This window comes from Candidatus Sarcina troglodytae (genome assembly GCF_015708635.1).
GTDB lineage: Bacteria > Bacillota > Clostridia > Clostridiales > Clostridiaceae > Sarcina > Sarcina ventriculi.
The window spans coordinates 1,352,095-1,371,472 of sequence record NZ_CP051754.1; the positions used below are offsets into that span (position 1 = coordinate 1,352,095).

Sequence of the window (19,378 nt, forward strand, 5' to 3'; positions counted from 1 at the left end):
ATTACATTTTAATAATTTTTATATTTATCTACATTTTAATAATTTCTAAATTCCTTTAATAACAACTTTCCTTCCTTTTAGACATATATTTTTAGCAAATTTTCTAATAAAAAAACTATGTTTTATACGCGATTTATGAATAAATATCGTTTTTTCTCAAAACTAAATATATTCAAAGGCGTATTAAAACATAGTTTTAAAGTTAACTTACATTATACATAAAATTCACTACATATCCATTTAAACTTACTTTTAATTAAAACCAATCTTATTATATGCTGTAAATCATAAACTGATAGTATTTCCCCATCTTTCACAAAATTATCTATCTCATTTTTTATATTTTTAATCAAATAATTGATATCTAATTCTGTGAAATAATAATCTTTTTCCAAAGCCATTTGTTGAAGTTGATTAACTATACGTTCAAAATCTAATTTTTCGGTTATTCCACTTTTAGTTTTAATCTTCATGATAAAACTTCCCATTTACTTTTATATTAATACAGTATATGCTAATTCTTCTTTATTTTCTATATACATTTTTTTGTTAAACTGTTAAAATAATTAATAATATTATTGTTTTAATTGTTTAGAAAGGATATTTTATGAATTTTATTAAATATTTAGATTATAATACGCTTTTTTTTATACAAAATCATGTACAAAATGATTTTGTAAATCCTATTATTATTTTTTTTACCAAACTAGGCAATTCAGGTTTCATATGGATTTTAATATCTATTATATTAATAATGAAAAGTAAGTATAGAAAAATCGGTTTTTTAGTTTTATCTGTTTTATTTATAAACACTCTTTTTGGTGAAATACTTTTAAAACATTTAATACAAAGACCCAGACCTTTCATTACATTAACCAATCTTAACATAATAATAGAAAAACCAAGCAGTTTTTCTTTTCCATCAGGACACACATCTTCTGCATTTGCTTGTGCGTTTATGTTTGGTTATTTTTTCAAAAAATACAAATGGTATTTCTATTCATTAGCCTTTATTATATCATTTTCAAGAATTTACCTATTAGTTCATTATCCTAGCGATGTTATATGCGGAATTTTCTTAGGATATTTTAGTTTTTTAATAACTAAAATCTTATATTTAAAGTTTATTAAACACAAAAACTCATTAAGTGTAAAAAGACATAGTAAAAGATTGTAAATTAAAATTTACAATCTTTTTGTTTTCTTTGTTCCCTTATTTAATATTCTTTCATAATATTTTATAGAAGCACTTAACGTTTTTACAACTTCACTGCTATTTTTTCCAACAGTCGTTTCACCTGTTAACATGAATCCTGTTATACCGCTCTTAAGTAAGTTATAAATAGCAGTTAATTCACTTATTGTAGGTCTTACTGAATATTTCATGGAACTTAATACACTAGTTGCTACTATTATTTCTTTTTTAGTATTTTTTAGAGTATAAATAATCTTTTCCTGTATTAAAGGAATATTAAAAAGTCCTGTTTCTGGGACCAAATCACCTCTTGCTATTACTATACCATCTAATTCATTTGCTATTTGTCTTATATTTTCTATACCTTCTTTAGTTTCTATTTTACCCCAAAGTTTAGGTATTTTCCCAAACTGTTTTATACTTTTAAAAACCGCCTCTTTAAACTCAACACATTGATTATAATAAGAACAATAAGAATAACATATTACATCTGCTTCATTACTCAATGCAAAACTTATATCATGTATATCTTTTTTAGTCATACTCCAACTTGTCCTATTTATTCCTGGAAGATTACACCCTTTTTCAGCCCTTACAATTCCCCCTATTTTAGTCATAGCTTTTATATAATTTTTTGAGACCTCTAGCACATCAAATTCCATAGTTCCATCTTTCATATAAATTTTTTTATATCCTTTATTATCTAAAATCATTTGCTTTTTTATATTAAGAGGTATAATATTACTTGTTCTTTTTTCTTTCAAAACACATTCATAATCATCTTCACTACAAAAATAAACTATTTCTCCTAACGTTATTTTAAATACATCTTTTAAACATTTTGATACTCTTATTTTATTTCCTTGTAAATCCATAATAATTTTGACATCTTTATAATTTTTCCTTATGTATAAAACTGTATTTTCTATATCATCATAATTACCATGTGAAAGATTTATTCTTACAAAATTACATCCACCCTTTATTATTTGATCTATTGCATAAGGCTTACAATTTCTAGGCCCAATTGTAGCTATTATATTCATAACTTCCCCTTTATTAATTATTTATACTAAATACTATTCAACTAACGTTTCTAATATTATAATTTCACATAAAATAATTGCTAAAACACCCTAAAGTATTTTAGCAAAATACAAATCTTATATTTTATGTGATTTAATAGAAATGATTTCTAGTAAATCACATAAAAACTTAGCTATTTTTTCTTCATTATATATATTACTTGTTGTCATTCTAATTATAATCGACGCACATTCTATATTCTTTATCAAGTATAATTCTCTACCATTTTTCATAAATAACTGTTTTAAATTAAACTCTTCTAATAAAGCTTCAAAATTAAAGGACATGACCTTAGATAATACATTTTCATCCGCAAAAATCTCTAACCTTTCATCATTATTTTTTACATATATAAATCTTAAAAATATTTCAGGCTTTGTAATATTAGTTAACAGAGCTTTCTTATAATGACTTTCTCCAATATTTAAACTTTTATCTTGTATACAATCTACAATATTATGTCCTTTATTTTGTAAATTTTTAATTACATTCTTTTTAATCTCCTCATTTTCTATATCAATAGCATATTTCAATTAAATATCCCCCCTAATTTTATCTTATTATGCATAATTTTGTACTATATATTATTCATACATTTCTTAAAAGGTTCTATTAAAGAGAATATTTACATAAATTATTGTGAGGTGATACTTACATGATTAGATATATCAAAATGTTTACTTTAATTATTTTAGTAACATTGCTTTCTGGTTGCACTTTAGAAAATATTTTTAATAGAGAAAAACCAAATTCAAATTACTATACCTATGAATTATCCAATCTAATATCCGATAATTCTTTTGAAATCCATATTTTAGATAGAAATGTATATAGAAATATTAACGTTACTAATGAAGATCTTTCCATATTAGATGACCTTTTAAAAAATATAAAAGATAGCAACTATCTCTTAGAAACACCAAATGATTTACCTAGTAAGCCTATTTATACACTTTTTATAACTACTGAAAAAGACAAGATGATTTTAGATGTCTATGGAGATGATTTAATTTCAATATACCCTTGGGATGGAAAATACGAAAAGGATTATTTAAGTCTTAAAGATATACCCAATGCTTTTAAAATGGAACAATTTTGTGAATATATCTTTGAAAAAGCAAAAAGCCAATAATATATTGGCTTTTTGCTTTTATTTTATTTCATTTAAAAGTTCAAATACTCTTTTTCTATAGAGTGGATGTATTTTATTTGGAGCTATTTCATTTATAGGCTCTAAAACAAACTCCCTTAAATGTGCTCTTGGATGTGGAAGAGTTATAAAATCATCACCTGTCACTAAATCATCATAAAATATAATATCTAAATCTATTGTTCTTGGTCCCCATTTTATCTTTCTCTCTCTATCTAGTTTTTTCTCAACGTCTAATAAAAATTCCATAAGAGATGTAGGATTTAAAATTGTTTTTATTATACAAGCGCCATTTAAAAAATCATCTTGTTCAGTATATCCCCAAGGTTTAGTGTCTATAAGGGTTGATTTTTTTATCAACTTTATAAATTTGGAATCATCCAAGATTTTTAACGCTCTTTCTATATACTCACGTTTATCCCCCATATTCGACCCATAAGATAAATAAGCTTTACTCCATCTCCTTGTCATCTCTATAAATACTGTATCTAAACTTTTATGAATAGGAGCCCATGGTTTTTTTACAATAACCTTAACCTCATTAACTATATCATACTCTAGCAGTACAAATTCACAGAGTTTTTCACACGCTGTTTCTATTAAATCATAACTTTCTTTCTTAAATTCTGCTTCTATCTTCTCACAAAGCTCTCCATAATGAACGCTTTTTGTTAAATCATTATTTCTACTAGCCAAGCTTAAATCTAAACTAAGTTCTAAAGAAACTAAAAATTTTTGTCCAACACTTTTTTCTCCTTCAAAAACTCCATGAAACGCAAAAATCTCTAAATCTCTTATAACTATTTTGTCATTACTCAAAAAAATCCCTACCTTCTTACGATTGCATCTGTCATAATTGCAACTCTTTTATTTTCTAAAACATCATGAACCCTTATAAAATCACAACCCTTAACTATTCCTAAAGCCGTTGTAGCTAATGTTCCCTCTAACCTTTCCTTTGGTGGAAGATTTAATGTATTTCCAATAACAGATTTTCTAGATGTTCCAAGCAAAATAGGATATCCTAAATCTCTAAGTCCTTCTAATCTGTTCAAAACATCTAAATTATCTTCATAACTTTTTGCAAAACCAATTCCAGGATCTAAAATTATATTTTCTTTAGATAAACCATTTTCAATAGCCAAATCTATACTTTGCCTCAAATCTTTTTTCATAACATTTATTATGTCATCATTATAGTTTGAATCTTCTCTATTATGCATTATACAACATGGAATATTATATTTCCCTGCAACTTTTGCCATATATGAATCTTTTTTCAAACCCCAAACATCATTTATAAGATTAACTCCAGCCTTTATTGCTTCTTCAGCTACTTTCCCTTTATAAGTATCAATAGATAAAGGTATATCATATTTTTCCCTTATTGCCTTTATTATAGGAATTACCCTTCTTATTTCTTCCTCTTCTATTACAGGCGTATGATTAGGTCTTGTAGACTCCCCCCCAATATCTATTATATCTGCTCCTTCTTTTATTAATTTTTCAACTTGTCTTAAAGCGTTTTCTATAGAATTAAATTCTCCTCCATCAGAAAATGAATCTGGGGTTAAATTTAATATCCCCATTATTATTGTTCTTTTTCCTAAATCAAAATTTTTTACACCTATCTTCATAAAAATCTCCTTTAGTATATTATGTCTTTATTTTTTTTATCTTCTCCCCAATAACATTTATCACTAGCACTGCAAACAAAACATTGTCTAGACAATTTATCTGCCCTATAAAATATTTTATTTAAATCTCTACACTGCTTATTTCTATGATTTAATATAGCATCCAGTATTATTTTTATTTCATCTTGCGAAAAGTCACATTCTTTTAAAATTTCTTCACTAATATTAACCGATGATATATTATGTGGAATGTTTTTTTCATATTGAAGCCATCTTCCTATATCATGTAAAAGTCCTACTGCATATATAATATCTTTATTTACATTTAATCCCTTTTCCAAGCAAAGTATATAACTTATTCTTGCCACAGCTAAAAAATGTTCCATATCATGTTTACAAAACTCTCTATTTTTCTCATAAAAATTATTTTTCTTTAAATAATCTTTATATTTTTCATTGTTAAGTATTTTATTTACCCTGTCCATTTTATTTAAAATCCCCAATCTTTAAATCATACATAAATTAAGAAATCTATTTTATATACGTTTTATAACAATTTATTATTTCTTCTATTTTATCATGGCTATTAAATTTTTTTCCCTCAATCTCACAAACTTTCATAATCCCAACTATACTATTTGTTATAAATATAGCATCTGACATTAATAAATCCTCTATTTTATACTCTCCCTCTTCCACAATAAAATTATCTACAACCCACTGTCTAACTATGCCGTTTAATATTCCACACTTAACTTTTGGTGTGAAAATTTTATTATTTTTTATAAAAAATATATTAGAGGTTGCACCCTCTGCTATATATCCTTTTTCATTTAAAAATATAATTTCATCAAACCCTAAATTTTTTCCTTTATTTTTCTCCATAATATTCTCTATGTAGCAAGTAGATTTTACATAAACTAACATAGAAGTTGAATTTCTCAATACAGAGCTTAAGCAAATGGAAAAACCTCTTTTATAATCCTCACTCTTATATTGAATATCTCTAGTTGAATATATAATGTTTTTATCTGTTATAGTTATTTTTAAAGCTTTGTTTTTTATATTATTTTTTTCTATAAAATTTAAAACATCATTATATTCTACATATTTTTCTATATTTAAAATTTTACAAGAGTTATTTATTCTATTTATATGTTCTTCTAAAAAAATAGCTCTTTCCTTAACTAATATTGTTTCAAAAAGACCCTTTCCAAAAAACAATCCCTTATCTAATTTTATTCTATCTTCTTTGCCATCTATATAATCCATTATAAAACCCTCATAAGCGCTTTTGCTTTATCTAAGCTTTCTTCATATTCTGCTACTTCTTCTGACTCTATTGTTATTCCACCACCTACTCCAAAGTAAGCCTTATTACCTTTTTTTAAAATCGTTCTTATAATTATATTAAAATCACAATTTCCACGAAAATCAAAATATCCAATACTACCTGTATATATATTTCTTCTTATCCCTTCTATTTCCTCAATAACTTCCATTGAACGTATTTTAGGAGTTCCCGTTATAGAGCCTCCTGGAAAACACTCTCTCATACATTTTATAGAAGTTATATTTTCCTTTAATTTTCCTGTTACCTCAGATACTAAATGAAAAACTGTTGCATAACTCTCTAATGTAAAAAGTTCTGTTACCTTTACAGTGTTTTTTTCACAAACCTTGCTTAAATCATTTCTTTCTAAGTCCACAACCATTAAAAGTTCAGCTTTATCTTTTTCACTATTTAAAAGTTCTAATTTATTTTTTTCATCTTCTAATTTATCTTTACCTCTAGGTCTTGTACCTTTTATTGGTCTTGTTGTAACAATTTTATCTACAGTATTTAAAAATCTCTCTGGAGATGAACTTATTATTTCAAAATCATCTAGATTCAAAAATGCTGAAAAAGGTGCCTTATTTATTTGTCTAAGTTTTGAATAAATTCTAAAAGCATCTTCATTAGAATAGCACCACATTCTTTGTGTAAAATTTGTTATATATACATCACCTGATAATATATAATCTTTAACTTTCTTTACGCCATCTATATAAGTACTCTTTTCAAAATTTGAATAAAATATATTTTTTGATTCTATATCTACATTAAAATATTTTTGTTCTGTTTTAGCTTTTTCTTTTATTAAACTTTCTATTTTTTCTATCGACTCACTTTCTGAATCCAAAACGCCTAAAGAAGTCACATATGTTCTTTTTTCCTCTAAATCAAATATTATTATATTATCATAAAACAAAAAATACGCATCAGGAACTTTAACATCATTTATAGCAGTATCTAAAATATTTTCAACTACTCTGCCTATATCATAAGAAAAATATCCTAATGCTCCAGAAACTAATGGTATTTTACTTGGATAATTTACTTTATATTTTAATATAAGTTTTTCAAGTTCTAAAAAAGGATCTCCTTTTATAAATTTTTTTGTTTTATTTTTATAATCTAATATAGCTATATCGTTTTTATATGCTGTAAATTTTATGAATGGATTTATTCCTATAAAAGAGTATTTAGAAAATTTACTATCTTCCTTAGAACTATCTAAAAATATTGTTTCCTTTTTATTACTAAACACCTCATAAATATTTAAACTACTCACATTTGTTTTTATCTCTTTTATTTTAAAATTCAACTTTATCACCCTTTTTGCATTTTTTTATGAAATTCTTAAACATAGCATGACCACATTCAGTAAGATGAGCTTCTGGATGAAATTGAATTCCTTCTATATTATAAAATCTATGCCTTATCCCCATAATTACTCCCTCCTTTGTTCTAGCTGTAACTACAATATCTTTAGGAATACTTTTTTCATCTATTTTAAGAGAATGATATCTTGTTACATTTAATGGATTTTTTATATTTTTAAAAATTCCTAAATTATCATGAACTATTTCATGTATTTTCCCATGAACAGGATACTCTGCCCTTACTATAGAACACTTAAAATAATATCCTATACATTGGTGTCCCAGACATATTCCCAATATTGGAATCTTACCCTTAAATCTCTCTATTACTTCAAGACAAAATGGTACATCTTTAGGTGCTTTTGGACCTGGGGATATTATTATTCCATCTAAATTTAAATTTTCTATTTCTTCTAAAGTTATTTTATCATTTCTCTTAATTAAGACATCTTCATCAAGTTCTTCTAAATATCTAACTAGGTTATACACAAAAGAATCATAATTATCAATTATTAAAAACAACTAATTCACCTCTATTTTTTATATTATAAGTATTATAACAAAAAAACAGATATTATTATCAAAATTTTTATTTATATTTGTATATTATTATATCCTATTGAACTAACGTATTAGGTGGAATTATTATAACATTAGTTATTTCACCTTGTTTACTCCCAATTGGAAGTTTTATCATTAAAATTTTTTGAATTGCTATTTCATAAGGAAATACTTGCACTCCTAATATTAAATCATCAACATACCCCTTAGCTTTTACCTTAATATCATAAAGACTATACGGTAATATTGCGTTTTGTATAGGATACTGTGATAAAAGTTTACTAGGAGCTTTAAGCTTTATCCTATCAGTTTTACCAGAAAAATTTTTATCTATCATTTTGTAAAAAACTATATTGGAACTTTTATGTTCATATACTGTTATTTCTCCACTTTTTATAGGCATTTCTGTGTTAAAATCTAAAATATAAATAACCATAAAACCATAATCCATACATTTAATTCCTTTTAAAATTTGTATACATATAGATTATTAAATCTAATAAATATTTGTTAAAAAAATTTAAAAGTTCAATTTATATGATAAAATATTTATAAAAAATTTATAAAAAGGAAGTGGTTATTATTAATATAAATATAGAAATGCATTGTCACTCAACAGCATCTGATGGAATTCTTTCACCACAAAATATTGTTTTAAATGCTAAAAATAAAAATCTAGAACTCCTTTGTTTAACTGACCACGATACAACTGACGGTATAGAAGAGGCTTGTAAAGCCGCTAAAGAAATCAACCTAAAATTTATTCCTGGAATCGAACTTAGCTGTAACTATAGAGGTTCTAGTATACATATTTTGGGGTATTTTAAAGATCAATCTTATAAAAATTTAGATTTTCAAAACTTTTTAAAAAATTTAAAGGAACACAGAATACAACGAGCAAAACAAATTATATTTAATTTAGAAAAATATTTTAATATATCCATAGATTATAATAAAATTTTATCATCTAATAAAGGTATTATTGCTAGACCACATATTGCAAAAGCTATTATCGACTCCGGATATAACTATACAATAGATGATATATTTAAAAAATTTTTAAATGATTCTAGTCCAGCTTATATACCTAATAAATTAATATCCTTAAGTTTTGGTATAGAATTTTTAAAAAAACATAACGCTTTAGTTTTTTTAGCACATCCAAAACTTATTAAGCAAAATTTAATTAATGATGTTTTGAAATTTCCTTTTGATGGAATCGAAGCTATCTATTCTCAAAATTTTAAATATGAAACCGATAAATTTGTATCTTACGCAAGATACAAAAATCTTTTAATATCTTGTGGATCAGATTTTCACAGCTTTAACGATAAAAAACATGGAATCCTAGGCTCAATGACTCTAGAATATGATGATTTTCAAAAATTTTTAAGTTCTTATAATTCCATCTAACAATAACTATATTAATTAATATCAAATATCTTTACTCCTTTTATCATATTATTAAATATGAATTACTAAAAGGAGTTTTTTTATGTCCGAAATTACACAAGATTCTCCCAAAATACCACACCAAACCTCTGAACTATCTACACAAATACCATCTACTGTGCCGTTGTCTCCAACCCAGGATATACCAAAGAAAAATTGTACAAGTATGTATAAAAATCCTGATTATCAACATTTTGTGGTTGAATATAGGGGAAATATTTTAGAACAAGTATCTAAATATGAATATCTTTGTGCTGCTATTTTAAATAGACAATATGCCATCATCGCAATTAAGCCATCTGATTTAGAAAGAGCTAGAAAAGATATCCCTGCTATAGTATCTATAAATTTTAGAACTATGCATGTTTTGCAACAAATTTCCTATTTAGATGCTTCAAATATATCTAATATAAAGATAAATCCTTATCTTTCTTTAACAGGGCGTGATGTTTTAATTGGAATAGTTGATACTGGTATTGATTATTTAAATAAGGAATTTATAAAAGAAGATGATACAACTAGAATTGTAGCCATTTGGGATCAAACTTTACCTACTGATCCTGAAAAAGGTGTATATCTTGGTACAACTTATACAAATGATGATATAAATAAAGCGATAGTTCTTTCTAAACAAGGAGGAGACCCATACTCTATTGTTCCTAGTAAAGATGAAACTGGTCATGGAACTTATGTAGCATCAATTGCTGGTGCTAGAGGCTATGACAAATCTATTGAAGGTGTAGCAAATGACTGTGAATTTGTAATTGTTAAATTATTCCCATCTCCTAATTTTACTAAGACAAATTTAGAAAATGGAATAAGTAACGTACTAACATACACTCCATCAGAAATAATGGCTGGAATAGAGTTTATATCAAGAACAGCTATTTCTAAAAATAAACCAGTTGTTATAATAATATCTACTGGTAGCACTGAAGAAAGCCATGATGGCAATATTATCTTTACAAGGTATCTAAATACTCTTGCTTCTAGTAGGTCGACTGCTATTATCTGTGGATTTGGAAATCAAGGTTCAGCTAATGGACATGCTTCTGCTATTTTAAACAATATGGGAGAAACCAAGTCCTCTGAACTTTCAATTCCTCGAGAAATGAAACACTTAACGTTTAGAGTATGGTGTCGTAAACCCGGTAAAGCTGCTATAAACATTATTTCTCCATCTGGTCAAAATTCACAATTTATAATGCCTAAAATTCGTGCATATAGGGCTATCAAATACGTAAAAGAAAACACTACTTTAGATGTTTCAATTTTTACACCAGAAGCTGTTACTGGTAATCAAATGATAGTATTAGAGTTTTCTGATATAAAACCTGGCATATGGACAATTCAATTAAAATCACAACATGATGACTCTTTTAGATATGATATATGGTTACCACCAAAAGAAACTTTACCAGATGGAACACAGTTTTTAAATCCAGATCCTTATGTTACTTTTACCATTCCCTCAGCTAGTAGAAATGCTTTAGCAACATCTTATTATGACCAAACCTTAAATGCTATCGTTTCTGAAAGTGGAAAAGGTTTTACTCTAGAAAATATTATAAAACCAGATTTAACAGCACCAGGAATTAATCTTAAAGCTACATCTCCTGATGGTAAAACAGTTTTTGTATCTGGTTCTAGTTGTGCTGCTGCTGTTGTTGCAGGATCTATAGCCCTACTCTTCCAATGGGGAATAGTTGATAAAAATGATATATCAATGAATGCTATTAAAGCTAAATGTTATTTATTATACGGAACATCTAAAAGAAGCATAGATTCTTATCCTAATAAAGAATGGGGTTGGGGAAAACTCGATTTAGAAGGCACTTTCAATTTTATAAGTGGGAACAGAGGATATGCTGTCTTTTCTGATTATATAGAATATTTTAATAAAAATTTATTTATAAGAATTCCAAAAGAATTAGGAGATGATATTTATGAAAGCTGATCCTTCTGCACCAAACGATTTATTTATAAATCCTCTGTATAAACACTATGTTGCACAATATCAAGGAGATATAATTTCGCAATCAATAAAAAATCCCTATATTTATGCAACCATTATTGATGATAAATATGCTATAGTTTCAATTCCCGTTAATAATTCTATAGATACTATACAAAAAGATCTCCCTGCAATTGTTTTTATAAAAAGAGGCTATATCTACACTCTCGAAACTATCACTGTTATGACTGCTGCTAACATTAATCTTTTACACCTTGACAATCCATTATCTTTATTTGGAAATGGAGTTTTAGTCGGCTTAGTTGACACAGGCATTGATTATTTAAATCCTGAATTTATGTTTAAAAATGGTGAAACAAGAATTCATAGAATATGGGATCAAACACTTCCAACAGATAGAACTAATCAGAACGTACCTTTTGGAGTAGAATATACCAAAGAGCAAATAACTGATGCTATAAACGCTAGTAAATCTGGTGGAAATCCTTATGATATAGTAAATAGTAAAGATACAATAGGACATGGCACATCCATGGCTGGTGTTATTGGCGCAACTGGAGTAAATCCAAACTTACAAGGTGCTGCACCTAATTGTGAATTTGCAGTAGTTAAACTTGCACCTTATATAAACCCTCCCTTGAAAACAAGAGAAAATCTCCCTATTTTTGACTTAACATCTATATCCTCAGCAATAACATACCTAGTTAATTATGCATTAAATATTAATACTCCTATGGTTGTATATATTCCTCTAGGTTCTAATTTAGGGAATCATAATGGTGAAGGAATATTAGAAGATATTATTGATACTTTATCTATAAATAGAGGTATAGTCATGGTTACAGGTTCTGGAAATCAAGCTAACAAAGGTTATCACACATCAGGAATGCTATCTAATTCTGGTGATTTTAATAATGTTCAACTATATATTTCTCCTGAACAAAAAAATCTATTATTGGAATTTTGGATTAGCGAACCCCATAAATTATCTTTAAGTATTCTTTCTCCATCTGGCGAAAGCACTGGAGTTATTCCTAGTACTTTAAATAGCCAAGATACTAACACATTTATCTTTGAACAAACCACTGCTAAAATAAGCTATTCTATTCCAGAGCAATTAAGCGGCGATGAACTTATCACTGTATTTTTAGATAATATTCAATCTGGTACATGGACTTTTAAATTAAATGCTGATTATACATTAAATGGAGTTTTCAACGCATGGATTCCACAAGAAGGGATTACTGTAGGAAACACGCAATTTCTGTCTCCAATTCCTTATAATACAGTTACAAGCCCTGGCACATCAAAATATATAATTACAGTGGCTTGTTATAATCAAAATAATGATAATATTGTAATAAGTTCTGGTACTTCTTCATTAAACAATATAATAAACGTACTAGATTTAGCAGCCGGCGGAGTTAATGTTCAAACCATAGGAGCTAATAGCACTACTATATCTACAGTAAATGGAACGAGTGTTTCTGCAGCTGTTGTAGCTGGTGCCTGTGCACTTTTGCTTGAATGGGGAATAATAAATGGAAACGACCCAAATATATATTCTCAAAGTATAAAATACTATTTGACAGGAGGAACTAGAAAACGTTCTGGTGATGTTTATCCAAACCCCCAATGGGGCTTTGGTATTTTAGATATGATAAAAGTTTTTAGGAATATGACATAGGTAATTATATTTATACAATTCAACGCTTCATCAAAAAACTATACAGTTAAACTAAATATATTTAAGGAAGTAAATAATATTTACTTCCTATTATTTTATTGATTATTTAAATTACCATAAATCACATAATTATATATGCCATTTAATACTTTCTCCGCATTTTCAACATTGCCAAAATTATAATCTATTTTATAAGTTCCTTGAGATAAATTAACATTAAATGAAGCATTGCTCTCTTTAATATTTGACGGAGTTAAAGTTATATCATTATTATTTATATAAACATTTATATAATTATCTTTTTGATTATTTTGTGATATGGTATATTCTATTTGTCCTTCCCCAGTATTTGAATTTAATGTCGTAACTTCTCCTTTAAAAGAATTGTTATTCACATTTCCTTCCAAACTATAAACTACAGACGTATTATTATTTGAACTATCTTCATTTGAGTTTTTAGTTAAATTACTATTTTGCGTGGATTTATAAGGATATATTATATAGTTCCTAACTATTCTAGGATATCCGCCAGATAATGATATATACTCTCTAGTACATTGTGCTGTAATAGAATTTTTTAAAGCCTCTATCTTGTTATTATCATCTATTTTTTCTAACTTATTATTATTTACATAGTATACATTTCCTACATTATTTAAATTAGCATTTATTATAGGATTATTTCCATTAACATCTAAATTGGTAAAAGGAATATTATATACATAATTTCTAGATAGATAATAATTTACACTAAAAAACAATGCTATACAAACAATTATCAAACCTATAATATACAATAATTTATTATTTTTCTGTATTTTTTTATCCACCCTTAAATTCCTTGGTTTTTCTTTTTTTCCCATAACGAGATTTTCCTTTCATAAATTTAAACTTTATTGCGTATATATTATTTTAATTTAATTCCATGACAAATATATGGCACTAAAAAAGACTTTACAATTTTATTGTAAAGTCTTTTTGGGTAATTATTGTAAATATATATATCCTTGAAAATTTCCTGTGGCAACTTTGCTCTTAAAATCATTAAAGGATAATTTTTTAAGTGCTCCATTTGTTCCACCTACATTAGATTCAGTATAATAAATCCATTTTTCTGGTGAACTATTATCTACATGTTCTATATAAACTAAATGTCCATATCCTGTACTTCCACCATTTCTACAAAGTATAGAATTACTTCTAACATCGTTTACATTACTACTTGTAGGGGCACCTTTTCTTACTGCTGCACTATACCATTGATTCGCATTTCCTGCTATTGACCATACGCTATGTCCTAATTTTTCTTTGGCTCGTCCTTTAACATACCACACGCATTGCCCCCAACTACTACCATTATTATAATATGCACTATGTGTAAAATCAGCTAAAACATATCCAACTTTTGATGTATTAATGTCTGCAGACGATGTTGTAGGTTTTGTAAATGTCACATAAGAGCTACTCACATATCCATATCCACTTCCATATTTAATTTTATACCATCCACTCAATGTCTCTACTACGCTTATCTCAGATCCGTTTGATAAACTTCCTAAAATAGTTGAACTTGTACTCGCACTTTTTCTTACATTTAAACTTGATCCATTTGTTTTTATATATGCTGTTTGATTGCCTATCACACCATTATTTCCAGAACTTTGAGTCATTGATATATAGGAACTACTTACGTATCCATAACTATTACCATATTTAATTTTATACCATCCACTTAGTGTCTCTACAATCTCTACTTGTGCTCCATTTAATAATGTTCCTAAAATACCCGAATTAGTTGTTGCATTTTTTCTTACATTTAAATTTGAGCCACTTGTTTTTACATAGCCCACTGTAACTGATGATTGTCCATTAAAGCTCACATAACTACTGCTTATATATCCATAACTTGATCCATAATTTATTTTATACCATCCATTTAATGTTTCAACTATTGTAACTTGTGACCCATTTTTCAAGTTTCCTAATATACTAGAATTAGTACTTGCACTCTTTCTTACATTTAAGTTAGCACCATTTGTCTTTATATATGCCACCGTTACTGATCTTGAATTACTATTTGTACTTTCAATCTCACTAGTAGTATCTTCCGAGGCAAACGCAACTTGTGTATTAAATAAGTTCATTTGACCTATCAGAAGCCCTGATAAAACTACCTTACATAATATTCCTTTTTTCATTTATTTTCCTCCTTAAATACTTATTATATATAAATTTTACCATCTTAATTCTTTTTTGTAAAATAATCCGCACCATAAATTTATGTTTTTTTATATTTTTTTATAAAAAAATACCTATTTTTTACTTTTCCTTTTCATAATATAATATCCCTCTTTCGCCTTTATATCTATGTTTCAAGCATTCATAATTTATTAATAAATTTAGTTTTTATTTTTTTATTAATATTTTGTAAATTTTTATTTTTAATGAATTTTTACTATATTTAATAATTTTTACCTACTAAATTGAAATTAAAATTTACATAATATTAAAAACAATATTATCTTAGAAATAAATAAAAAAGCTATGAAAAATATTTTTCATAGCTTTTTTATAATGCAAGATTATATATGTTTATTATATCATTTTTATTTAATTTTACAAAATTACCACATAACCCATTCTTCGTTGCTCTTTTTGCCATATATTCAAAGTTAGAACTATCTATATAAACTTCTTTTAAACTTGTTGGAAGACCAATTTTTTTATAAAAATCTTTTAATGCTTCTATTCCTCTTAATGCAGTTTCTTCTAAATTGTCGTAATTTATATCTATATTCCAAACCCTATTACCTAATTGAACAAATCTATTTATATCAGCTTTATAAACATATTTCATCCAAGCTGGAAGCATTATGCTAATACCTGCGCCATGGGTTATATCATACAGCCCACTTAACTCATGTTCTATAGTATGTGTAGCAAAATCTCCTTTTCTTCCTACACTTAAAAGTTCACTATGAGCTGCAATACCTCCTAGTAAAATCTCCAATCTAGCATCATAATTTTCTTTATCATCTAATAATTTTTCACCATTATCTATAAGAGATTTTATTGTGCTTTCACAAAGCCTGTCCGCAAGATCAGCTCGTGCATTTGGAGTAAAATAAATCTCTAATATATGAGCTATTAAATCAGCTACACCGCATTGTGTCTGATACATTGGTACTGTAAATGTCAATTCTGGATTTAAAATAGAAAACTTTGGTGCTATTGATTTATGACGAAGAAGTCTCTTTTCCTTATTTTCTTCATTGTTAATTACAAGAGCTTCACTCGTTTCGCTCCCTGAACCTGCAATTGTTAAAATTACTCCAAGAGGCAATCCATCTCTTTTTATTTTACCATTTCTAAATATATCCCATATATCTTCATCATTATTTACACCTATCGCTATTGCTTTAGCTGAATCTATTACACTTCCTCCACCTATTGCTAAAATAAAACTTATATCATTCTCCTTACATATTTTTATGCCTTCTCTAACTAATGATACCCTAGGATTAGGCATAACTCCAGATAACTCTATAAACTCTATATTATTCATTTTTAAAGATTTTACTACTTTTTCATAAAGTCCTATTTTTTTAATGCTTCCTCCGCCATAATGCAAAAGAATTTTATTACTATACTTTTTTATTTTTTCACCAACTAAAAGTTCACTCTCTCGCCCTATTATAATCTTAGTATTGCTACTAATTGTTAAATTCTCCATTTCTATTCCTCCAATAAAATACAATTATTAGCATAAAAAATTAAATAAATATGTTTTGATATTACAATACATTTTTTATATATTAAGATTATAATTAATATAATAAAAAAAAATAAGAACCACTATTATAATTTTTTTTATCTTTAGTGGTTCTTATTTAAGAAATAAATATAATTAAATTATATTAAGCTCCGTATATAAAAACATCTGCTTCTGTGTCTGTTAATTTATCAGTATATGCTTGTCTTCTATTAACTGTATGATAAGCCTTTAAATTTTCGACATAAATTTTCATTATATTTATTTTCTCCTCTGGTGTTAAATCATCAAATTTTACACCAATTATTCCATTTTTTATTCGAGCAACAGTTCCTTTAATAAATACATCATGTCCAAATTCTGATATATTCATTTCTAATTTTTCGCCTACTTTTAGTATACTATTTGTTACTTTTTCTATAGTTTTGTTTTTTGCATTATCTTCTTTATAAAGGTCTATTCCAACTCCTTCATCAGATATATTTAATATCCTACATGCAACAAAACCATCATTTTGTATTTTAAATCTTGACTTCATAGGTACTTTTAAATCAACACGTTCTGTAGCTCTATATACAGGTTTTTGATATGCTACTCTTATACATACTAAAAGACCATAAACATTATATATTCCCCACGCAATATTTATAACATATCCTTCGATGTTTATCATACCATGTAGTATGTAATATGTTCCTATACACCATGATAAAACAGAAAGAATTACAAGTACTATGTGAGGTAATGCAACTTTTAATTGATAGTATGCCTTATCATTTGATATATCTTTAGGAGTTACATTAAATTTAGTTTTTAATCCAAACAATTCTCTTATAACAGATAATGATATATGAGGTGCCATTGCAACTTCATATATATGAGACCATCTTATACTTCTATTTCCAGGAGATAGTATTTTAAAAACTAATATCTGACCTAAATAAAATGGAATAAATACTGTTAAAAGATTTAATACAGTCGCTCTTAAAACAAGTACACCAAACATAAGATACGCCATAGGCCAAAGCATATATACCATTTTTTGAATACTTGAAAACCAATATATGACTCCATCTATGTAAGCTATTTTTTGAGGCAAAGTTAATTTCTTTCTAAATAACGGATTAAATTCTCTTATTACTTGAAGATTTCCTCTGCACCAACGATCTCTTTGCTTTACAAGATCTGCATATGTTGTAGCGCTTAATCCATAAACAAGTTCTTCATTTATAAACAAGGTTTCATACCCTTCCTCTTGAAGCATCATTCCTACAGCCATATCTTCAGTTATAGAACATGTTGGATATCCTCCAATTTGGTCTACATATTTTTTTCTAAATATAGCATTAGTTCCTATATGTAAAACTGCATTTATTGAAGCTCTTGCTGCTTGTATATCCCTCATGAAGAAATCTTGTTCATTTGGTATATGCTTGTCTAAGTTATATTGATACATATCTTGATTATAATAAACCTGAGGTATTTGAACAAAAGCTAATTTTTCCTTTGAAAAATATCCAACTGTTCTCTCTAGGAAGTTTTTCTTAGGAATCATATCTGCATCTAATACTGCAAATAAATCACCTTTTATTATTTTTAAAGCATTGTTTATATTACCAGCTTTAGCTCCTTCATTACCTTCTCTTGTAATATATCCAGCACCATATCTTTGGCATAGCGCTTTCATACTATCACGCTTACCATCATCACAAACATAAACTTTTAATTTTCCTTTTACATAGTTCATTTTTAATGCTGCTATTAATGTTTTTTCTACTAATTTTAAAGGTTCATTATACGTACATATAAGAACATCAACATTTGGTATTTCACCTTCTTTAAAGTCTGCCAATGTTTTTCTTTCAACAACATATTTTTTAGTGAAAAGATATTGGAAATTGAAAAATTGAAGCATTCCAATAATCTCTGCAATAATTAATATAATTCCTAAAACAAAACTTAAAATAGAATTATTAGGAACAGTTGTAAATCTCCAAACTATATAAGTTACGCATACTATAATACTGACTATTAGTAGCACCTTTTTAAAGTCAGGTTTTACTTTTGCTAATATGAAACTTACTGTTAAGATACACATAGCAATAATAAAGTATATAATAAAGTATATCATTTATTTCCCCCTCTAATTTAGATATT

Annotated in this window: 19 protein-coding genes; 5 read left to right on the forward strand and 14 right to left on the reverse strand. The window is 26.8% G+C overall.

The window, feature by feature from the left end:
• Positions 1-212: 212 nt before the first annotated feature.
• Positions 213-473: a hypothetical protein gene (locus tag HH195_RS06050; RefSeq protein ID WP_196370201.1), complete on the reverse strand. Its 261-nt coding sequence runs from the start codon at positions 471-473 to the stop codon at positions 213-215.
• 281 nt (positions 474-754) lie between these two features.
• Here HH195_RS06050 and HH195_RS06055 point away from each other — a divergent pair, with 281 nt between their 5' ends.
• Complete coding sequence (locus HH195_RS06055) at positions 755-1,177, forward strand: phosphatase PAP2 family protein (protein WP_235865686.1); 423 nt, start codon at positions 755-757, stop codon at positions 1,175-1,177.
• 8 nt (positions 1,178-1,185) lie between these two features.
• Here HH195_RS06055 and HH195_RS06060 read toward each other — a convergent pair whose 3' ends face one another.
• The gene (locus tag HH195_RS06060) at positions 1,186-2,241 is read right to left on the reverse strand and encodes a pyruvate kinase (RefSeq protein ID WP_196370205.1); all 1,056 of its coding nucleotides are present in this window, start codon (positions 2,239-2,241) and stop codon (positions 1,186-1,188) included.
• A gap of 117 nt (positions 2,242-2,358) precedes the next feature.
• Positions 2,359-2,814, reverse strand: coding sequence for a hypothetical protein (locus HH195_RS06065; RefSeq protein ID WP_196370207.1), 456 nt, complete (start codon positions 2,812-2,814; stop codon positions 2,359-2,361).
• A 122-nt stretch (positions 2,815-2,936) separates the two neighbouring features.
• On the opposite strand from HH195_RS06065, the gene HH195_RS06070 reads away from it, so the two are divergent.
• Positions 2,937-3,413 carry a DUF4883 family protein gene (locus HH195_RS06070; RefSeq protein WP_196370209.1) on the forward strand — a complete coding sequence of 159 codons (477 nt, stop codon included), beginning with the start codon at positions 2,937-2,939 and terminating at the stop codon, positions 3,411-3,413.
• Positions 3,414-3,431: 18 nt separating this feature from the next.
• Here HH195_RS06070 and folK read toward each other — a convergent pair whose 3' ends face one another.
• From folK to HH195_RS06105, 7 genes are all read right to left on the reverse strand, one after another.
• On the reverse strand, positions 3,432-4,250 hold the full coding sequence (gene folK / locus HH195_RS06075; RefSeq protein WP_196370211.1) for a 2-amino-4-hydroxy-6-hydroxymethyldihydropteridine diphosphokinase: 819 nt from the start codon (positions 4,248-4,250) through the stop codon (positions 3,432-3,434).
• 8 nt (positions 4,251-4,258) lie between these two features.
• Positions 4,259-5,068, reverse strand: coding sequence for a dihydropteroate synthase (gene folP / locus HH195_RS06080; RefSeq protein ID WP_196370213.1), 810 nt, complete (start codon positions 5,066-5,068; stop codon positions 4,259-4,261).
• An 11-nt stretch (positions 5,069-5,079) separates the two neighbouring features.
• Complete coding sequence (locus tag HH195_RS06085; protein ID WP_055257034.1) at positions 5,080-5,553, reverse strand: HD domain-containing protein; 474 nt, start codon at positions 5,551-5,553, stop codon at positions 5,080-5,082.
• A 46-nt stretch (positions 5,554-5,599) separates the two neighbouring features.
• On the reverse strand, positions 5,600-6,340 hold the full coding sequence (locus HH195_RS06090) for an aminotransferase class IV (RefSeq protein WP_055257035.1): 741 nt from the start codon (positions 6,338-6,340) through the stop codon (positions 5,600-5,602).
• The gene (gene pabB / locus HH195_RS06095; RefSeq protein ID WP_196370215.1) at positions 6,340-7,716 is read right to left on the reverse strand and encodes an aminodeoxychorismate synthase component I; all 1,377 of its coding nucleotides are present in this window, start codon (positions 7,714-7,716) and stop codon (positions 6,340-6,342) included. Before pabB ends, HH195_RS06090 begins: the two co-directional genes overlap by 1 nt.
• The gene (locus tag HH195_RS06100) at positions 7,706-8,296 is read right to left on the reverse strand and encodes an anthranilate synthase component II (RefSeq protein WP_196370217.1); all 591 of its coding nucleotides are present in this window, start codon (positions 8,294-8,296) and stop codon (positions 7,706-7,708) included. The genes pabB and HH195_RS06100 overlap by 11 nt, the downstream gene beginning before the upstream one ends.
• A 94-nt stretch (positions 8,297-8,390) precedes the next feature.
• On the reverse strand, positions 8,391-8,786 hold the full coding sequence (locus HH195_RS06105; protein WP_196370219.1) for a hypothetical protein: 396 nt from the start codon (positions 8,784-8,786) through the stop codon (positions 8,391-8,393).
• Positions 8,787-8,935: 149 nt separating this feature from the next.
• Here HH195_RS06105 and HH195_RS06110 point away from each other — a divergent pair, with 149 nt between their 5' ends.
• The 3 genes from HH195_RS06110 to HH195_RS06120 all read left to right on the forward strand — a co-directional run bounded on the left by HH195_RS06110 (position 8,936) and on the right by HH195_RS06120 (position 13,449).
• On the forward strand, positions 8,936-9,748 hold the full coding sequence (locus HH195_RS06110; protein ID WP_196370221.1) for a PHP domain-containing protein: 813 nt from the start codon (positions 8,936-8,938) through the stop codon (positions 9,746-9,748).
• Positions 9,749-9,830: 82 nt separating this feature from the next.
• A complete protein-coding gene (locus HH195_RS06115; protein ID WP_196370223.1) occupies positions 9,831-11,744 on the forward strand; it encodes a S8 family peptidase in 1,914 nt (637 codons plus the stop codon).
• A complete protein-coding gene (locus tag HH195_RS06120) occupies positions 11,734-13,449 on the forward strand; it encodes a S8 family peptidase (protein ID WP_196370225.1) in 1,716 nt (571 codons plus the stop codon). The genes HH195_RS06115 and HH195_RS06120 overlap by 11 nt, the downstream gene beginning before the upstream one ends.
• A gap of 95 nt (positions 13,450-13,544) precedes the next feature.
• Here HH195_RS06120 and HH195_RS06125 read toward each other — a convergent pair whose 3' ends face one another.
• The 4 genes from HH195_RS06125 to HH195_RS06140 form a co-directional block, all read right to left on the reverse strand.
• Positions 13,545-14,312: a hypothetical protein gene (locus HH195_RS06125; RefSeq protein WP_196370227.1), complete on the reverse strand. Its 768-nt coding sequence runs from the start codon at positions 14,310-14,312 to the stop codon at positions 13,545-13,547.
• 123 nt (positions 14,313-14,435) lie between these two features.
• Positions 14,436-15,647 (reverse strand): SH3 domain-containing protein, encoded by a 1,212-nt coding sequence (locus HH195_RS06130; protein ID WP_196370229.1) that lies wholly within the window; start codon positions 15,645-15,647, stop codon positions 14,436-14,438.
• 371 nt (positions 15,648-16,018) lie between these two features.
• The gene (locus HH195_RS06135) at positions 16,019-17,182 is read right to left on the reverse strand and encodes an iron-containing alcohol dehydrogenase (RefSeq protein ID WP_196370231.1); all 1,164 of its coding nucleotides are present in this window, start codon (positions 17,180-17,182) and stop codon (positions 16,019-16,021) included.
• Between the two features lie 184 nt (positions 17,183-17,366).
• Positions 17,367-19,352 carry a glycosyltransferase gene (locus HH195_RS06140; RefSeq protein WP_055257043.1) on the reverse strand — a complete coding sequence of 662 codons (1,986 nt, stop codon included), beginning with the start codon at positions 19,350-19,352 and terminating at the stop codon, positions 17,367-17,369.
• Between the last annotated feature and the right edge of the window lie 26 nt (positions 19,353-19,378).